This window comes from Streptomyces sp. CA-210063, from assembly GCF_024612015.1.
Classification (GTDB): Bacteria; Actinomycetota; Actinomycetes; order Streptomycetales; family Streptomycetaceae; genus Streptomyces.
Genome location: NZ_CP102512.1, coordinates 1299653 through 1316591 on the forward strand (window position 1 = coordinate 1299653; position 16939 = coordinate 1316591).

13 protein-coding genes are annotated in these 16939 nt (G+C 68.8%); 8 read left to right on the forward strand and 5 right to left on the reverse strand.

The annotated features are described in order from the left end of the window. The first annotated feature begins 515 nt into the window (after window positions 1-515). Genes JIX56_RS05665 through JIX56_RS05680 form a run of 4 tightly spaced genes read left to right on the forward strand, consistent with a single transcriptional unit; the run spans window position 516 to window position 5613 of the window. Window positions 516-2060, forward strand: coding sequence for an ABC transporter substrate-binding protein (locus tag JIX56_RS05665; protein WP_257537657.1), 1545 nt, complete (start codon window positions 516-518; stop codon window positions 2058-2060). A 21-nt stretch (window positions 2061-2081) separates the two neighbouring features. Beyond that, window positions 2082-3023, forward strand: coding sequence for an ABC transporter permease (locus tag JIX56_RS05670; protein WP_257537658.1), 942 nt, complete (start codon window positions 2082-2084; stop codon window positions 3021-3023). After that, window positions 3020-4735: a dipeptide/oligopeptide/nickel ABC transporter permease/ATP-binding protein gene (locus tag JIX56_RS05675; protein ID WP_257537659.1), complete on the forward strand. Its 1716-nt coding sequence runs from the start codon at window positions 3020-3022 to the stop codon at window positions 4733-4735. The genes JIX56_RS05670 and JIX56_RS05675 overlap by 4 nt, the downstream gene beginning before the upstream one ends. Further along, the gene (locus JIX56_RS05680) at window positions 4732-5613 is read left to right on the forward strand and encodes an ATP-binding cassette domain-containing protein (protein WP_257537660.1); all 882 of its coding nucleotides are present in this window, start codon (window positions 4732-4734) and stop codon (window positions 5611-5613) included. Before JIX56_RS05675 ends, JIX56_RS05680 begins: the two co-directional genes overlap by 4 nt. Before the next feature lie 487 nt (window positions 5614-6100). On the opposite strand, the gene JIX56_RS05685 is transcribed toward JIX56_RS05680, so the two are convergent. After that, window positions 6101-6580 carry a DUF6069 family protein gene (locus JIX56_RS05685; protein ID WP_257537661.1) on the reverse strand — a complete coding sequence of 160 codons (480 nt, stop codon included), beginning with the start codon at window positions 6578-6580 and terminating at the stop codon, window positions 6101-6103. A 30-nt stretch (window positions 6581-6610) separates the two neighbouring features. Next, the gene (gene lgt / locus JIX56_RS05690; protein WP_257537662.1) at window positions 6611-7477 is read right to left on the reverse strand and encodes a prolipoprotein diacylglyceryl transferase; all 867 of its coding nucleotides are present in this window, start codon (window positions 7475-7477) and stop codon (window positions 6611-6613) included. A 178-nt stretch (window positions 7478-7655) separates the two neighbouring features. Here lgt and JIX56_RS05695 point away from each other — a divergent pair, with 178 nt between their 5' ends. From JIX56_RS05695 to JIX56_RS05710, 4 genes are all read left to right on the forward strand, one after another. Further along, window positions 7656-8903 carry a sensor histidine kinase gene (locus tag JIX56_RS05695; protein ID WP_257537663.1) on the forward strand — a complete coding sequence of 416 codons (1248 nt, stop codon included), beginning with the start codon at window positions 7656-7658 and terminating at the stop codon, window positions 8901-8903. 15 nt (window positions 8904-8918) lie between these two features. Next, window positions 8919-9479 carry a response regulator transcription factor gene (locus JIX56_RS05700; protein WP_257550749.1) on the forward strand — a complete coding sequence of 187 codons (561 nt, stop codon included), beginning with the start codon at window positions 8919-8921 and terminating at the stop codon, window positions 9477-9479. Window positions 9480-10188: 709 nt separating this feature from the next. Then, window positions 10189-11709, forward strand: coding sequence for a carboxylesterase/lipase family protein (locus JIX56_RS05705; RefSeq protein WP_257537664.1), 1521 nt, complete (start codon window positions 10189-10191; stop codon window positions 11707-11709). A gap of 473 nt (window positions 11710-12182) precedes the next feature. Beyond that, entirely contained in the window at window positions 12183-13547 is a 1365-nt protein-coding gene (locus tag JIX56_RS05710) for an aminomethyl transferase family protein (RefSeq protein WP_257537665.1), read from the forward strand. 56 nt (window positions 13548-13603) lie between these two features. Here the strand turns inward: JIX56_RS05710 and JIX56_RS05715 are convergent, their stop codons facing one another. The 3 genes from JIX56_RS05715 to JIX56_RS05725 are packed head-to-tail and all read right to left on the reverse strand — an operon-like array spanning window position 13604 to window position 16675. After that, a complete protein-coding gene (locus JIX56_RS05715; protein WP_257537666.1) occupies window positions 13604-14539 on the reverse strand; it encodes an aldo/keto reductase in 936 nt (311 codons plus the stop codon). Beyond that, window positions 14539-15120 (reverse strand): carboxymuconolactone decarboxylase family protein, encoded by a 582-nt coding sequence (locus tag JIX56_RS05720; RefSeq protein WP_257537667.1) that lies wholly within the window; start codon window positions 15118-15120, stop codon window positions 14539-14541. Before JIX56_RS05720 ends, JIX56_RS05715 begins: the two co-directional genes overlap by 1 nt. A gap of 25 nt (window positions 15121-15145) precedes the next feature. After that, complete coding sequence (locus JIX56_RS05725) at window positions 15146-16675, reverse strand: carboxylesterase/lipase family protein (protein ID WP_257537668.1); 1530 nt, start codon at window positions 16673-16675, stop codon at window positions 15146-15148. Window positions 16676-16939 lie beyond the last annotated feature (264 nt).

The following is a 16939-nucleotide window of genomic DNA, read 5'->3' on the forward strand; positions in this document are numbered from 1 at the left end:
GCTCCTCGCCTTCCCCAGGGCAGCGATTTGCAAGGTCACTGCCCTTGTTCCGGCGCGGAACCCGGCACCCCATGAGGACCGGAGGGGCCCGGCGGGCGGCTACATGCGCTGACCTGAGAGGGAGCCCGCGTGAAGGTCACGTTACGACTGGGGTGGTAAAAACGTTTCAGAAGGGGCTTGTTTCAGCCACCCGCCACAGCTAAGTTACGGGCCATCTCGCACGGACCGGGCCGCTACCGCGCACCGTCCGCGAGGTGGCTGAAATGTTCGACGAGCGGCACCGCCCATCGCCTGGGACATCCTCAGTGCCTCAATTCCTCACGCAACAGCCAAACCCCACACAATCCGCGCATCCGCATGTCCGCATGTCCGGCGTAAGTGACGGACATGCGGTCGGCATGCCGAACCCTGCGTGATCCGCCTGGAGTCCGGCCGTTCCGCGAAACCGCCTTGTCCGCTCGGCGTTGCGGGACCCGACTACTTCCTGTTTTTCCCACCGTGCAAAGGAGCACCTCATGGTCGACATGGATCGCCGTGCGTTCGGCAAGGGCATGCTGGGACTGAGCTTCGCAGCCCTGCTGACGGGAGCGGCAACCGGCTGCTCCACTTCTGAGAGCGGCACTGGCGGCGGTACCGGGTCGAAAGTGCTGACGCTGGCGCTCGATTTCCCGTACGGCTCGTTCGACCCGGCCAAGCAGGCGAGCGGCTATGCGGTCGTGCTGCCTTGGCAAGCCTGCTTCGACACCCTGCTCAGGTATGAGCCGGACGGCACCATCTCGCCCGGCGCGGCCGAGAGCTTCACCGCCAACGACGACAACACGGAACTGACACTGAAGCTCCGCTCCGGGATGAAGTTCACCGACGGAACGGTAGTGGACGCCGCTGCGGTCAAGGCATCGCTGGAGCACATGAAGAACGGTGGCGGTTCCGATTCCAGTCGGCTGGCCGACGTCACTGTCACCGTCAAGGACAGCTCCACGGTGGTGCTCACCACTCCCAAGCCGAACGGCCTGCTCCCCACCTTCCTCTGCCTGGCCCCAGGCATCCTGTCCAGCAAGAAGTCGCACACCGCAAAGGACCGCGACACCAGACCCGTCGGCTCCGGTCCCTACACACTGGACGTGGCCAACACCACCATGGGGTCGACGTACACCTTCGTACGCAACGAGGACCACTGGGACAAGGCCGCGTACCCCTACCACAAGGTCATCATGCGAGAGATGGCCGACATCACCGCCCGCGTCAACGCGTTGAAGTCGGGTCAGGTCGACTGCTCGCCGGTCACATCCCAGACGAGTGCCGAAGTGAAGGGCTCTGGTCTGGTCCTGCTGGAGAACTCGGTCAACTGGGCCGGGCTCTTCCTCAGCGACCCGGACGGCAAGGTCATCCCCGCGCTGAAGCACGTGAAGGTGCGCCGGGCCATCAACATGATCTTCGACCGCCCCGCGATCCTCAAAGCCCTCTTCCAGGGCAATGGCAAGGTCACCAACCAGATTTTCCACGCCGAGAGCGACGCCTACCTGGCCGACATGGTCGATCACTATCCATACGACGTCGCGAAGGCCAAGGCCCTCATGGAAGAAGCCGGGTTCGAGCGGGGCTTCAGCTTCGACCTTCCTGTGATCCCCGGCCAGGACTTCGCCACTCCGCTGATCGTGCAGCAGATGGCTCTGTTGGGCATCAAGGCCAAGCGCGTCGAACTCCCGGCCAACCAGGTCCTCGCCGAACTGCTCAGTGGCAAGTACCCGATCTTCTTCCTGGCCATTGAGTCACGAAGCCCCCTGTGGGACGTCGTGCAGGCCGTGATGCCGGGGGCGATATGGAACGTCAACCACGCCTCGGACTCCGAGCTGCAGCCGCTGCTGGACAAGGCGCAGGTGCTCGACGGCGCCGCGGCCAAGGAGAACGCCCAGGCCGTCAACAGATGGTTGGTCGAGCAGGCCTGGTTCTGCCCGTGGGTTCTGCCGACCAACTTCTACGCCACGGACAAGCAGACGTCCGCCAAGCCGTACGTCGGCAGCGTCGTCCCGTATCTGCACAGCTTCAAGCCGTCGGCCTGACGGCCCGGAAAAGGAAGAGCCATGCTCAGGTTCGCGGTGCGGCAGACGCTGTCGAGCATCGTCCTCACGATCGTGGTGACGGCGATCACCTACGCACTGGTGTTCAGCGACGGCACCGGCATCGCCCGGCGTGTCCTGGGCCAGAGCGCCACCCAGGCCCAGGTCTCCGCGAAGGTCACGGAGCTCGGTCTCGACCAGCCCGTGGCCGTCCAGTACGCCAAGTGGCTCGGCGGCCTGGCACGAGGAGATCTGGGCGCCAGCTACTTCACTGGCGAGCCGGTGACGAACATGCTGGCCACCCGGGTTCCCGTGACGCTGGCGATCATCCTGCCGGCGCTCCTGCTCACCCTGATCCTGAGCGTTCTCATCGGGGTGACCGCCGCCGTGCGCGGTGGTGCCGTCGACCGCTTCCTACAGGTGACCGGCGTGCTGGGGGCCGCCGTCCCGAACTTCGTGGTGGCCATCGCGCTGATATTCGTCTTCGCCATCGCTGTCCCCCTGTTCCCCGCCACCGGTTACGTGTCGCCGGACGTCGATCCGATGGGCTGGGCTCAGTCCCTGGTACTGCCCGTGCTGGCGGTGCTGATCGGTTCGATCGCCGGCGCCGCCCAGCAGTTCCGCGGAGCGGTCATCGATGTCCTGCGTCAGGACTTCGTCCGAACGCTCCGGTCCCGGGGCATCAGCGAACGGGCGGTGATCTTCCGCCATGTACTGCGCAACGCTGCTGGGCCAGGCATGACGATCCTGTCGCTGCAGACGGTCGCCCTGATGGGCGGCGTCGTGATCATCGAGCGGATGTTCGCACTGCCTGGTATGGGGCTGCTCGCCGACAGTTCCGCCCTCCAGGGCGACATCCCGGCGGTCATGGGATCGGTGCTGTTCAGCATCGCCGTCGTGATCGTCATCAACATCGCCGTCGACCTGCTGGTGGGCTGGCTGAATCCGAAGGCACGCCTGTCATGACCATCAGACGCCTGTTGCGCAATCCTCTGGGTCTCTTGAGCTCCGTGGTTCTCGCGTTGATCGCGCTGCTCGGCCTCTCCTCACCCTTCCTCGCCCCGCACGACCCGAATGAAGCGCGGCTGCAGCTGACCAACGCTCCACCGCTGAGCGGGGGCTATCTGCTCGGCGGTGACCAGTCCGGGAGGGACGTCCTGTCCCGGCTGATGCACGCCACACTCGGCACGCTGACGGCATCGGTGGTGGTGCTGGTGGTGTCGCTGGCGCTCGGCGTCACCGCCGGCCTGATCGCGGGGTACTTCGGCGGCCGGTTCGACACGGTCGGTTCGTGGGTGTCCAACACGGTCATGGCCCTGCCCGGCTTCGTGCTGCTGATCGCCTTGTACACGGTGATCGGGCCGTCGGTTCTGATCGCGATGGCGATATTCGGTGTGCTGATCGCACCGTCCTACTACCGGCTGGTCCGCAACCTGGTGCTTGGCGTCCGGCAGGAGCTCTACGTGGACGCGGCCAAGGTGGCAGGCCTGTCCGATGCCCGGATCATCTCCCGGCACGTGCTCCGCGCGGTCCGGGCACCTGTCACCGTGCAGAGCTCGTTCGTACTGGGCGCCGGCATCGCCATCCAGGCCGGCCTCGAGTTCCTCGGCCTCGGCGACCCGACCTCGCCCTCCTGGGGCGGAATGCTCCAGGACGCGTTCAACAACATCTACATCGCCCGGCTCAACGTCGTCTGGCCCGCACTGCTGATCACCGCGACCACCCTGTGCCTGGTGCTTCTCGGCAACGCCCTGCGGGACGTCCTGCAGACCGGGCGGGCCCAGGCGCAGCCGCTCCGGCCGAAGGTTGTCGCACGGCTGCGGGCCGCCCGTCCGGCGCCGGCCGAGAGCGTCGCAGAGGCCGCAGATGCGCTGCTGAGCGTGCGTGACCTGGTTGTCGGGTATCCCACCGCCGACGCGCAGGTCAAGACGGTCGTCCATGGGGTGAGCCTGGACGTGCGCCGCGGCGAGATCCTCGGCCTCGTCGGCGAGTCGGGGTCGGGCAAGTCCCAGACCGCCTTCTCCGTGCTCGGCATCCTGCCGCGTGACGCGGTCGTCCTTGGCGGCGCGATCACCTTCGACGGCCTCGACCTGCGCGACGAGAAAAACCTGCGAGAGGTGCGCGGCAGGCGGATCAGCTACGTGCCGCAGGAGCCGATGTCCAACCTCGACCCCTCGTTCACCATCGGCGCGCAACTCGGCTACGGCCTGCGAGCTGTCAAGGACGTCAGCAAGGCTGAGGCCCGCCGGGAGCTGACCGAACTGCTGGGGCAGGTCGGCATCAAGGATCCGCGACGCACCTTCGACTCCTATCCGCACCAGGTCTCCGGCGGCATGGCGCAGCGCGTCCTGATCGCCGGAGCCGTCGCTGCCGGCCCCGACCTGATCATCGCGGACGAACCCACCACCGCACTCGACGTCACCGTGCAGGCCGAAGTGCTCGACCTGATACGTGCCCTCCAGCGGGAACGAGGCATGGCCATGATCCTGGTGACGCACAACTTCGGCGTCGTCGCCGACATCTGCGACCGGGTCAGTGTGATGAGGCAGGGAGCCGTGGTGGAGACCAACGACACCGTGGGCCTGTTCCGGACGCCCCAGGACGCCTATACGAAGATGCTGCTGAATTCGATGCTGGACGGCTCCGTCGCCCGCGAGCCCTGGACGAGGTCGGCATGAAAGAGGACGCACTGCTGCGCATCTCGGATCTGCGTGTCGCCTACCCGGGCCGCGGATGGCGGAGTACACCCGTCGAGGTGCTCAAAGGGATATCCCTGCACATCCGGCCTGGTGAGACCCTCGGCCTGGTGGGCGAGTCCGGCTCCGGCAAGACCACGGTCGGCCGTGCTGCCCTCGGTCTCGCGCCCGTGACTGGCGGTTCCATCCGCCTCGGCGGTGTCGAGTTGACAGCCATGAGCACGAAGGAGCGCCGCCGCACCGCCCAGGAGATCCAGGTCGTCTTCCAGGACCCCTACTCCTCCCTCAACCCCTCCATGACCATCGAGGAGATCCTCACCGAACCCCTGCTCGGGCAGGGCCGACAGGCGGGGCGCGACAAGGTGCGCCAACTACTGGACCGGGTCGGTCTGCCCGCCGACGCCGGGCAGCGGCTGGCGAAGGAATTCTCCGGAGGCCAGCGGCAGCGCATCGCCATCGCCCGGGCTCTGGCTCTCCAGCCCAAGCTGATCATCTGCGACGAACCCACCAGCGCGCTCGACCTGTCCACCCAGACCAAGGTGCTCGACCTGCTTCTGGAGATACAGGAAGTCACCGAATGCGCCTACCTCTTCATCACCCACGACCTCGAGGTGGTGCGCAGGATGAGCCACCGGATCGCGGTATTGCTGCACGGCGAGATCGTCGAGGAGGGTGACGCCCGCCAGGTGTGCGACCAGCCACGGCACCCGTACACGCAGCGCCTGCAGATGGCCGCACCCGTAGCCGACCCCGAACGGCAGCGCGAACGCCGACTGGCCCGGCACCGGCTCCTGACGGCACAGGAACCACCCCGCGTGGAAGGAAGCCCGACCGCCTCGCGGGCACCAGGGATTTCTTGACTGATCCCCGGGGGCCGTGCTGCCCGGACCTGCCTCAGCCTTGCCCGCGCGGTATGAGGCTCAGGTGGGCGGGTGGGCTGGGCGGCGCCATCGGGCTGCGGGGCGCGCACCCAGCCGTGGGCGCGCATGGTCTCGGTCTCCCAGTCCTCGAACAGGTGGGGTAGTGCCTTCGGTTCGCGGTCCGGTCGCGGTGCCACTGGATGGACGCACGGGCGGCGGATGCCGAGGCGCAGCGTCCAGCAGCGGGCTGGGTACCGGTGCGAGGCTTTCGTCGACGGCCCTCTCCGACAGTGGCCATGTATGGAACGACACTCGGCGCGACTTTACGGTCGACGTCAGATCGAGTGCGTGAGCGCGGACCGAGAGATCACCGGTGTCGCCGTCGTATCCGAGTGAAGGCCACGAAGGTCGGGTTTCAGGGCGAGAACGCGACCGAATCCGAGTGCAACCGAGTCAGCGTGATCACGAGAAGCGATCACTGCAGGATTCATGACTTGGGAGGGCTGCCGGCGGGTTCTTCGTGCGTAACCCGAAGGTCACTACGGTCACCGCGCGAGCCCAGTGGCATGACCCTGCGGTACGCCTGCACCGCAATCACCGCGACCGCGAGGTGCATCACGAGCAGCGCCGCCACACCGGTCACCTCGCCCTCGTCGAACAGGAAGAAGTCCGGAACGAGGGAGATGACGACGACCGATGGGACGAGTCGGCGGAGCAGGCGTTCGGGATCCTGGGAACGCCTGCGGACGATGCCCCATCCGACGGCTCCCGCCAGCAGACCCAGGGCGGTCATGAAGACATACGACGGGAGCTCCAACGGTTTGAAGTCGTCGGGCGCGCTCATCGCGTGTGCCAGCACGGCGATCAACGCGTTCACCAAGGAGGCGAGCAGGAAGGCGATGAAAACACCTCCCGCCACCACCAGCGGGCCCCGCCGTGCAGGAAGTGTCTCGGAGACAGCGGACATGGCAACTCCAGTTCTTGAAAGGGGAGATGGTCAGCTCTTGGGACTGCTGGTCGCGTCCAAGCGCGGAAGAAGACGGCCGGCGTCGGCATCGCCACGGCTGTCGGCCGCCCGCCGTGTCGCAGCGATGAGGTAGGCGAAGGCGGCCGCGAAAACCAGCAGGGCGGTCCAGTCGTTCAGGCGCAGGCCGAGGATGCGGTGGGCCTCGTCGACTCGCAGGTACTCGATCCAGAAGCGGCCGACGCAGTAGGCGGCGGCGTACAGCGCGAACGTGCGGCCACAGTCGAGCCGGAAGCGGCGATCCGCCCACATGACCAGCGCGGCCACCCCGAGACACCACAGCGACTCGTACAAGAAGGCGGGGTGGTAGGTGGCCAGGTCGGAGGTGGCCTCGGGCCGGTGCACGGGGTCGATCTCCAACGCCCAGGGGAGGGTGCTGGCCCGCCCGTAGAGTTCCTGGTTGAACCAGTTGCCCCAGCGGCCGATGGCCTGCCCCAAAGCGATGCCAGGGGCGACTGCGTCGGCGAACGCGGACAGCGGGACGCCGTTGCGGCGGCAGCCGATCCAGGCTCCGACGGCCCCACCGGCGATGGCACCCCAGATGCCGATGCCCCCGTCCCAGATGAAGAGGGCTTTGAGCGGATCGCCGTCCCTGCCGAAGTACGGCTCGCTGGATGTGACCACGTGGTAGAGGCGGGCGCCGACCACACCGAACGGGACCGCCCAAAGGGCCACATCCGTCACGACGGTCTTCTCTCCACCGCGGGCGGCCCAGCGACGGCCGCCCAGCCATACCGCCGCGGCGATTCCGAGGATCAGCATCAGTGAGTAGCCGCGCAGCGGCAGCGAGCCCAGGTGGATCTCGCCGATGGACGGGCTGGGAATGAAGGCCAGGGGCACTGGTGGTTCCTCACGGGGTGCGGTGGAGCTCGGGCGGCCGGGTGCCGGGCTGATCTTCGCCGCCCGACCGGGCCTCGCACATCGACCGATCGACGCAGCATCCGCCCACCGATCGGTGGATGCGTTCGCACCGGCCGGTTGATCCTCCGACTACTCGGCTGCGCGTACGCTCAGGCCCATGGCACTGCAACAGGTCTGGGAGAGGGCACGGTGGAAGGCCATGGGCCAGCACGCCTTCTTCGCCGTCGTGCTCACCCTGTCCGTGCTGGGGGCGCTGGCCGGGACGGACCTGACGACCGGCACGGCACTGCCGCGGATCGGCCCGGCGGTGGGACTCGCCGCCTGGTACGCGTACTGGATCGCGCTGCGCGGCGGCACCGGTCGCCCTCCGCTGCCCTACCTCGTCGGGGCGTTGGCGACGTGGGTGGCCATGTCCGTGGTGGACCCCGCGCTGCTCCCGGTCGCTGTGGCCGTGCTGGCCCCTTACTGGCTGCGACGGGCCTGGTGGTCGGCCGGCGGGGTGCTGGTGCTGGGCGGCGCCTGGTCGTGGCAGCGCTTCACCATGGACGGCTCCGCCGACGTGCGAATGCTCACGGGTTGCGTGCTCGCGACCGCGGTGGCGGTCACCATCGTCTGCTACGTCGCCACCCTCGACCACGAGAGTCACAACCGGCAGCGGCTTCTGGACGAACTCACCGCGACCCAGGCGGAACGAGCGGCGGCGGAACGTCAGGCGGGCACCCTGGCCGAACGTCAGCGCCTGGCCCGAGAGGTCCATGACACCCTGACCCAGGGCTTCGCATCCATCTCCATGCTGCTGGACACCGCACGCGACGACCTGCCAGCCGACTCCCCCGCGGCCCGCCGCGTCGAGCAGGCCATGCGGACGGCCCGGGACAACCTGGTCGAGAGCCGCCGCCTCGTGCAGGCCCTTCGCCCTGCGCCGCTGGACCGCACGCACCCGGCGGAAGCGGTCCGCGAGCTCACCGCCCGGCTGACGGAGGAGACAGGCATCGAGGCTTACACGGTCGTGACCGGCCGACCGGTCGCCCTGCCTGCCGGCAGCGAGGGCGAGTTGCTGCGGGTCGCGCAGGCGGCGCTGGCCAACGCCCGGCGGCACGCCCGTGCGGCGAGCGTGTCGGTCACGCTGTCCTACCTCGGCGACGCCCTGGCCATCGACATCCAGGACGACGGCACCGGTTTCACAGCGGCCGCACGCCACGCCGGCATCGGGCTGACCACTATGCGCGAGCGTATCGCCGCCCTGGACGGCACGTTCACGCTGGAAAGCACCGCGGGCGAGGGTACGACCCTCGCCGTCACGGTGCCGCTCCCGATCGAGCCCTCGGTCTCCATCCCGGTCGAGCCCTCGGTCTCCGCACCGTCACCCGCGGCCGCTTCCCCGCCCATGGCCCCCGCACCATGAGCCCTTCACCCCCCGATCCGGGTCCTCCTCGCAGACGACCACCCCGTGGTCCGCGACGGGCTGGCCGCCGTGCTCGCCACCCAGCCCGACCTCACGGTCGTCGGCGAAGCCGCCAACGGTGCCGAGGCACTGCACCAGACCGCCTCACTCGCACCCGACGTCGTCCTGATGGACCTGCAGATGCCCGGCATGGACGGCACCACCGCGACCGCCGACATCACCGCCGCCATCGACGCCGGCGCGGTCGGCTACCTGCTCAAGGACACCGGACGACACGAGCTGTGCGAGGCCGTGCGCACCGCCGCCCGGGGAGGAGCGGCGCTGTCCCCCACGGTGGCCGCCAAAGTCCTCGCCCACATACGCGGCGACCGGGGCGTCGGCCTGTCCGGCCGGGAACTCGAAGTTCTGTCCGCCCTGGCCCGCGGGCAGAGCAACAAGCAGATCGCCCGCGCCCTGCGTCTGTCCGAGGCAACGGTGAAAACGCATCTGCTGCACATAGACGCCAAGCTCGACGTCGCCGACCGCACCGGTGCCGTCACGGCCGCACTGGGCCGGGGCATCATCCGCATCGACTGAACGCCGCTCAGAAGCACGGTGGTCAGGGAACGAGTCCGCGGTAGTGGTCGAGGAGAGCGTGGTGGACGATGCCGCAGTGGCCTTCGCAGCGCGGACGGTGACCCGGAAGGGGCCTGCCCCGGTTGTGGCACGGAGTCCGCGCGTGTCCCACGGGGGGAACCGGCGGCGCTTGGCCAACCTGGCATTCGCCGGTCGGAGCAGGCCATCGAGCGCGTAGAGAACACCTGCTCTGCTTGCGCTCGCGAACTCAGAACGCCATCCGATCATGTCAACAATTTCGTTCGCGCGGGAAATTACCAACTGTCTTGCTCCAAAGGCATCAGGATGCCAGGTCGGACGGGTGGCCTCACCCACAGGGCACGCCTGATGCACCGTTCGCATGCTTAGCTTCTGGAACCATCGTCTTGTCCGCGTCCCGGCGTCATCGGCACACTAGCCACGGCGCACCGCGCTCCCCCTGCCCCAGGCTCGTGGACGACTGTGAGGGCACCTGGTCTGACCGTGGTCGGCGTCTCCGTACCGTCTCGGAAGGAATCCATTGACTTCGGAGCACAGTCACACCCATCAGGCGACAGGGCTCGGCCGCCGTACGTTCCTGGGAGCGTCGCTCGCTTCGGCGGCAGCCGTGGCCACAGTCACCGCGGCGGGCACGAACGCCCACGCGACAATGCGCGCGGGGGGATCGTCCCGGCCCAGCTCGGCCAGGAAAATGTCCGACTCGGTTCGCATCGACAGCGGACTGGTCTCCGGCATGCCGGCGGTGCGCCCGTCGGTCACGGTGTTCAAGGGTCTCCCCTACGCCGCCTCCACCGCCGGCCCGAACCGCTGGCGACCGCCGCGGCCGGCGCCCTCCTGGTCCGGGGTGCGTGTCGCGGACACCGTCGGGGACATCTGCCCGCAGGGGAACATGCCAGGCGCGCCCCCCAAGCCGCCGATGAGCGAGGACTGTCTGAATCTCAACGTCTGGACGGCCGCCGAGTCGTCGCACGAAAGGCGCCCGGTCTTCGTGTGGATCTACGGCGGCCGGTTCACCTCCGGCTACGGCGCGGACCCGACCTTCGACGGCGCGGGCCTGGCCGAGAAGGGCCTGGTGGTGGTGACGTTCAACTACCGCACCGGTCCTTTCGGCTTTCTGTCCACCCCGGAGCTGACCGCCGAGTCCCCGCACGGCTCCTCGGGCAACTACGGTTTGCTTGACCAGATCGCCGCCCTGAAGTGGGTCCAGCGCAACATCAAGGCGTTCGGCGGCGATCCCGACCGAGTCACCATCGCCGGTCAGTCGGCGGGAGCCGCCTCCGTACTGGAACTCATCAACTCGCCGCTGGCGAAAGGGCTGTTCCACCGGGGCATCTCGGAGAGTGGTGCCCGGGATACGCACGATCCCGAGATCGCGGCCCTGGCCGAGTCCTACCGCCCGACGCTGGCCGGCGCCGAGCGACAGGGCCTCACCTGGGCCGCCCAGCACAAGGCCACGACCCTGGCACAGATGCGGGCCCTCAGCATCGAGGAACTGCTCGACGGGCTCGACGAGAACGACACCACGGTCGAGGGCCCGATGAACGGCAACCCGCCGCTGTTCCGCCCCGTGCTCGACGGATACGTCCTGGCCCGCACATACGAGGAGTCCCTCAGTCGCGGCCTGCACAGCGATGTCCCCGTCATCACCGGCAACAACAAGGACGAGAGCGGCGCATCGACCGCCCCAGGGGCCACGCCGGCCTCGTACCAGGCCATGGCGAGCAAGAAATACGGCGACCTGGCCGACGAGTTCCTCGCCCTGTACCCCGCTGCCACGAATGCCGAGGCTGACGACCAGACCAACGCCTCGGCCCGCGACAACGCCCGTGTTTCCACCTCTCTGTGGGCCACGGAATGGGCGAGCAGGGCCAAGAGTCCGGTGTTCACATACTTCTGGACGCATGCCCCTCCTGGCCAGACGCAGGGCGCCTACCACGGCTCGGAGATCAACTACATCTTCGACAACCTGTACGCCACCGACCTGCCGTGGACCGACGACGACCGGCGGATCGCCGACACCATGTCCGGGTACGTCGTCAACTTCGCCACTCATGGCGACCCCAACGGCCGAGGACTGGCCCGCTGGGAACCATCTCGCCCGGGTGCGTTCACCACGATGGAGCTGGGCGACGACTTCGGCCCGCTGCCGGACGCGAGCGCCGCGCGACGAGCGTTCCACGAGCGGTACTTCGAAGTCCAGCCGCCCTGGTGAGACATCGACGATCGCGCGACGCGCCGGTCTCCTCTCCTTGACGGGTACGGAGACCCCGGGCCCTGCAAGCCCCTGCCGCGCCGACGGGCATGCGCGGCTCGCGGAAGGGCCCCCTGGGATTCGCCCGCGCCCATTTCGGCGGCTCGATGCTCGTGGGGCCGGACCTCATGCACGTTCCGCTGCCTCTCCGCCGCACCCGCTGAGTCACCTTCTCCCGCCTCGGTGCGGGTGAGAATTTGCGCCGAAATTCTCACCCGCACGGAACTCGAAATCGTCGACAGTCACCTGCTACCGTCCACTAAAACGATCTAGCGACGCCTGCCGGAACCCACACGATCACCGTGACCCTCCGGCGGACCATGCTTCAGCCCCCTCAGGGCGACGAAGCAACGCACGCGGCGTCGCGGCCATCGAACCGCCCTTCGTGCCGCCATGACCGAGGGGCGGATCGTGCGCGGAACTTGGAGCCGAGAATGGACCTGACCACTCATCAGCGCAGCACTTACGAGACGACCCTCCGGTTGGGATTCGAGGCACCGTTCGTCACCGAGCGCCCGCCGTTGTTCAGCCCTGCCGCCGCGGCCCAGGACGTCGCCAACGCCCATGGCTCGCTCAGCCGCTTCGCTCAGATGCTGATCCCCACGGAGTATGCGGGATGGGTGGAGGAGACCACCGCACACGTCGAGTCGTGTTACGTCGGCGACTGGAGTGCCCTGCACAAGGTCGTCGTACGGGGGCGGCAGGCTCTCGGGTTTCTCGGCCGGCTGGGCATGCGGAACCTCGCGCGTTTCGACATCGGCCAGATCAAGCACCACGTCCAGCTGGACGAGAACGGCTGGGTGGCTTCCGAAGGTGTCCTGTGCAGGCTCGGTGCGGAGGAGTTCGTCTACACCGCGGGCAACTGCGACTGGCTGCTCTGGCAGTTCAGCCAGGGCGACTGGGACGCGGAGGCTGTCGACATCAGCCCTGACCGGTTCATCTTCGGCATCCAGGGACCGGCGTCCCTGCACACCGTGGAAAAGGCCACCGGCGAGCCCCTGAGCGACATCGGGTTCAGCCGCAGCAGGATGGCGCAGGTCTCCGGAGTGCCGGTACGCGTGCTCCGTACGGGCATCTCGGGAGAACTCGGCTACGAACTCCACGGACCGGCGGAGCACGCGAACGGCATCTGGGCGGCGGTCGTGCAGAGCGGCCTGCAGTTCGGGATCAGGCAACTGGGCCTGCGCTCGCAGCCGGTGCAGCACATCGAAGCCGGCATCGCGACCAACGGTCTCGACTATCTGCCCGCCGCCATCCTCTCGCCCGGCGCACCCCGGCAGTTCCGCAGGGGCATGCCCACAGGGAGCTTCGTACCCACGAACGGTGTCACCGACTACTTCCGCAAGCCGGCCGAACTGGGATGGGGATTCCGCAAGGGTGTTCCCGAGCGTGACTTTCTCGGGCGGGACGCACTGGTGAAGGACGCCCGCGACGGCGGTCCCGGGCGCACTCTCATGGGTCTGGTCTGGGATAAGCGGGACGTGGCCGGGGTACTCACCTCGCTCCTGGAGGAGGGTGAAGTGCCCGACCAGATGGAGATCCCTCGGGGGCGCGGTCCTCACTTCGACCAGGTCCTCAGGGACGGCTCTCCCGTAGGGGTGGCCACAGGACGGACGATCAGCGCGAACCTGCGGCAGACCATCTCGCTCTGCGTCATCGAGCAGGCGTCCGCCGCCCCGGGAACCGAGGTGGCCGTGCTCTGGGGCGGTCCGGGCACACCCCAGCGCGAGATCAGGGCAACCGTCACCGCGCTGCCCTTCAAACCCGACCGTCGGCGCACGGACGTCACGTCACACTGACGACAGCGTCGATGCCGGGAAGTGGGTCCGTGCGCTGACGGTCGGGTGCCCGGAGCTCACCGGCCGCCGTGTCGCAGCCAGTTGACCTGCTCGCCGGTAAGGGCGAGGCGGCGTGCCTGGAGCGAGTTGTCGATCTGCTCGGTTGTCCGCGGGCCGATGGACGGCCACACCTCGGGGTGGTGCAGGGTCCAGGCCAGGGCCACCGTCTCGGGCCGCGAGCCGAGTTGTTCGGCGAGTTCCACGCAGCGGCGGCGTCGGGCGCGGTTGTCCTCGGTGTCGTACGGGTCCGGTCTGCCGTTGACCTGCCGCCGCTCGGTGCGGGCGAAGTAGCCGCGGGCCTGCGAGGACCAGCCAAACAGGGGCAGGCCGTGTTCGCGTACGACGTCGAGTACGGCGCTGTCGGCGTGCAGGCTGCCGCCCAGCAGCGCCGGGTCGGGTTCGGCGAGGCTGAACTGGTAGCTGGCGACGGGGATGTGGCCCCGCCCGGCGAGCTCGACGGCGAGAGCCGAGAGCCGTTCCGCCTGCCAGTTGGAGGCCCCGACGCGGCGGGCGTATCCGGCCTCCACAAGGCTCACGAGGGTGTCGGCGAGTTCGGCGATGGGTCGGGAGGGGTCGTCGCAGTGGTAGAGGAGGACGTCGATGGTCTCGACGGCGAGGTTCTCCAGCGCGGACCGTACGTGCTCGTGCACGGTGGCGCGGCTCAGCGGGATGTCCCCGCCGGTGGTGTCGTGGCCGACCTTGGTGGCCACCCCGAGAACGCCCGGGTTCCTGCGCAGCCACTCGCCGACCGCCGCCTCGGCCCGGCCGCCGGCGTAGCTGTGCGAGGTCTCGATCAGCAGGCCGCCGACATCGGCGAAGTGGGCCAGTCGCTCGGCGGAGGCTTCGGCCGGCTCCGCGCCGAAGGGTCCGCCGAGGACGAAACGGTGCGCCGCCGCCCGCATGTCCTCCTGGTCGAAGAGGCCCTCCAGCAACTGCAGGGGGGAATGCGGCATCAGGCCACGCCCTTCCCGTTCGAGACCCGTCGGAAGCCGTCGACATCAGTGAACGGCCGGGGCAGATGCGGCCGGAGCGGGACGTGGAAGGTGTTGAGCATCATCGCGGACATGCTGAAGCTGCCGATGCAGCCGATCAGGTCCAGCACACCCTCCTCGTCGAACAGCGAGAGGGCGGCGGCGTAGGTCTCGTCCGTGACGAAGTGGTTGTAGAGCATCTCGTGGGCGAAGGCGTGGAAGACGCGCTCGTCCTCGGCCTTGAAGTCGGGGTCCTCACCGAGGGCGAGGCGGTCCAGGCACTCGGCCGGGACACCTTCCTCCACAGCCTGCTGGATGTGGGCGTTCCAGGCGGACTGGCTGTCGAAGTGGCGGGCGCAGATCAGCACACTCAACTCGCGCAGGCGCTGCGGGAACCGGGACTCGCCCCGGCAGTAGCGGCCGAGGTTTTCGACCCACTGGGCCAGTTCCATGTTGCGGGCCCAGACGAGGAAGGGCGGCGGGGGTTCGACTCCGGGGCCGACGATGGTTTCGAGGAGTTCGGTCTGCTCGGAGGTGAGGCTGGTCAGCGGGGTCAGTCGCATGAGCATGGTTCCTTTCGGAGGTGGTTCACCAGGCAGTGGTCTGCGCTTGGAGGAACCGTTGGTGGAAGTCGGCTCGCGCCGGTTCGGCGAGCGGGATCGGCGCCCAGCCGTTGCCGGTCTCGAAGACCTGCCGCACTTGGGGGCGGGTCGGATGCCAGGCGGGCAGTCCCGGGCCGTTCGGGTCGCCGACTGCCGCGAAACGGCTGACGCAGCCGGTGAGGAGGGCGGCGGTGTGCCGGTCCTCCTCGGTCCAGGGTCGGTTCAGCGCGTGCAACGAGCCGAGCAGGTAGGGGATTTCGGAGCCGTGGAAGGCGCCGCGCTGCTCACCTTCGGGGCCGGGCGGGGTGCGGGTCCAGAAGTGGGTGAAGACGGGACTCCTGGCGTGGTTCGCCCATTCGCCGGCCCAGAGATGGGTGCTGGTGCGCGCCGCGTCACTGCGGGCCAGGTTGTGTTGTGCGGTCGCTTCGGCGTCGGTCGTCGCCGGATACAGGGACAGGAACTCCTTGGCGAAGTCCCCGTAGCGCTGGGTAGCGCTGCGTTCGTACGTCGCCAGGGTCAGCCGGGTTCCCGGTCCCGCGCCGCTCTCGTCACGGTTGTTGCCGACGATGAGCGGGACGTCGTTCTGCGTGCCGGCGGCCAGTGTCTCGGCGTAGGTGCGGGGCAGCACCCAGCCGTCGACGACCGGCCGGAACAGCGGGGGCGGCGGGTCCCCGGGGATATAGGGGTCTTTCGCCGTGCTGCCCGCCACCAGTACGTCGACCGGGAGGGCGCGGAGTTCGTCCGGCGTGGTGGCGCCTCGCTCGCGGGCATAGGCGGAGCCGTCGGACTCGGCCTGGGAGAGGGTGCGGTGGGAGGGGGCGAGGGTGGCGATCGCCGGGTCCTTGGGGTGGAGTACGGCGCTCTCCGCGATCGCCGCGTGGAACAGACCGGCCGCGAGCGGCGAGTACACCAGGTCCATCACGGACGCGGCACCCGACGACTGCCCGGCGATCGTCACCCGGCCCGGATCGCCGCCGAACGCCGAGATGTTGCGGCGGACCCAGTGCAGGGCGGCGATCTGGTCGAGCAGGCCGTAGTTGCCGGAGGAGCCGTCCGCCGATTCCGCGCTGAGTTCGGGGGTCGCGAGGTAACCAAGGGTGCCGAGACGGCTGTTGACGGTGACCACGACCAGGCCGCCTGCCGCGAGGGCGGAGCCGTCGTACTGCGGGTCGGCGCCGGAGCCGTAGAGAAAGCGACCGCCGTGTAGCCAGACCAGGACGGGGAGGCGCTCGTCCGGCTGCCCGGCGGTCCAGATGGTGAGGTTCAGACAGTCCTCACCGCGGGCGAGGCCCGGGTCGGCGAGTTCGGAGGGCGGCTGCGGACAGATGGGGCCGAAGGTGTCGGCGGGCCGTGTCCCCGCCCACGGAGCGGGCGGTACCGGGGGGCGCCAGCGGCGTGGGCCCTCGGTGCTCGCCCCGTAGGGGACCCGCTTGTACACGGTGACGCCGGGCAGCAGGGCTACCGTCCCGGAGACGAGGCCGTACTCCGTGCGCGCCGTGGGGCGCGGAGAGGTCATGCGGTGGTTCCTTCCAGGGGGATCGGGGAAGCGCTCCGGGCACGGCAGACCGTGGCGACAGGAGACGGCGCGTCGGAGAACCCGCGCGTCTCGGCTCAGACCGATGACGCAGTACACGGGACGCGCGAGGGAGTTGGGCGGAGTGCGAGCACGAGCCATACCCGGATCCGGCACAGGGCGGTGGGTTGTCCGCCCCGCGGAACGCGGGAGGGGCCGACGGCCCGGGCCTGATCGGGGACTGCAAGGCCAGGTGGCGAGGAGGCG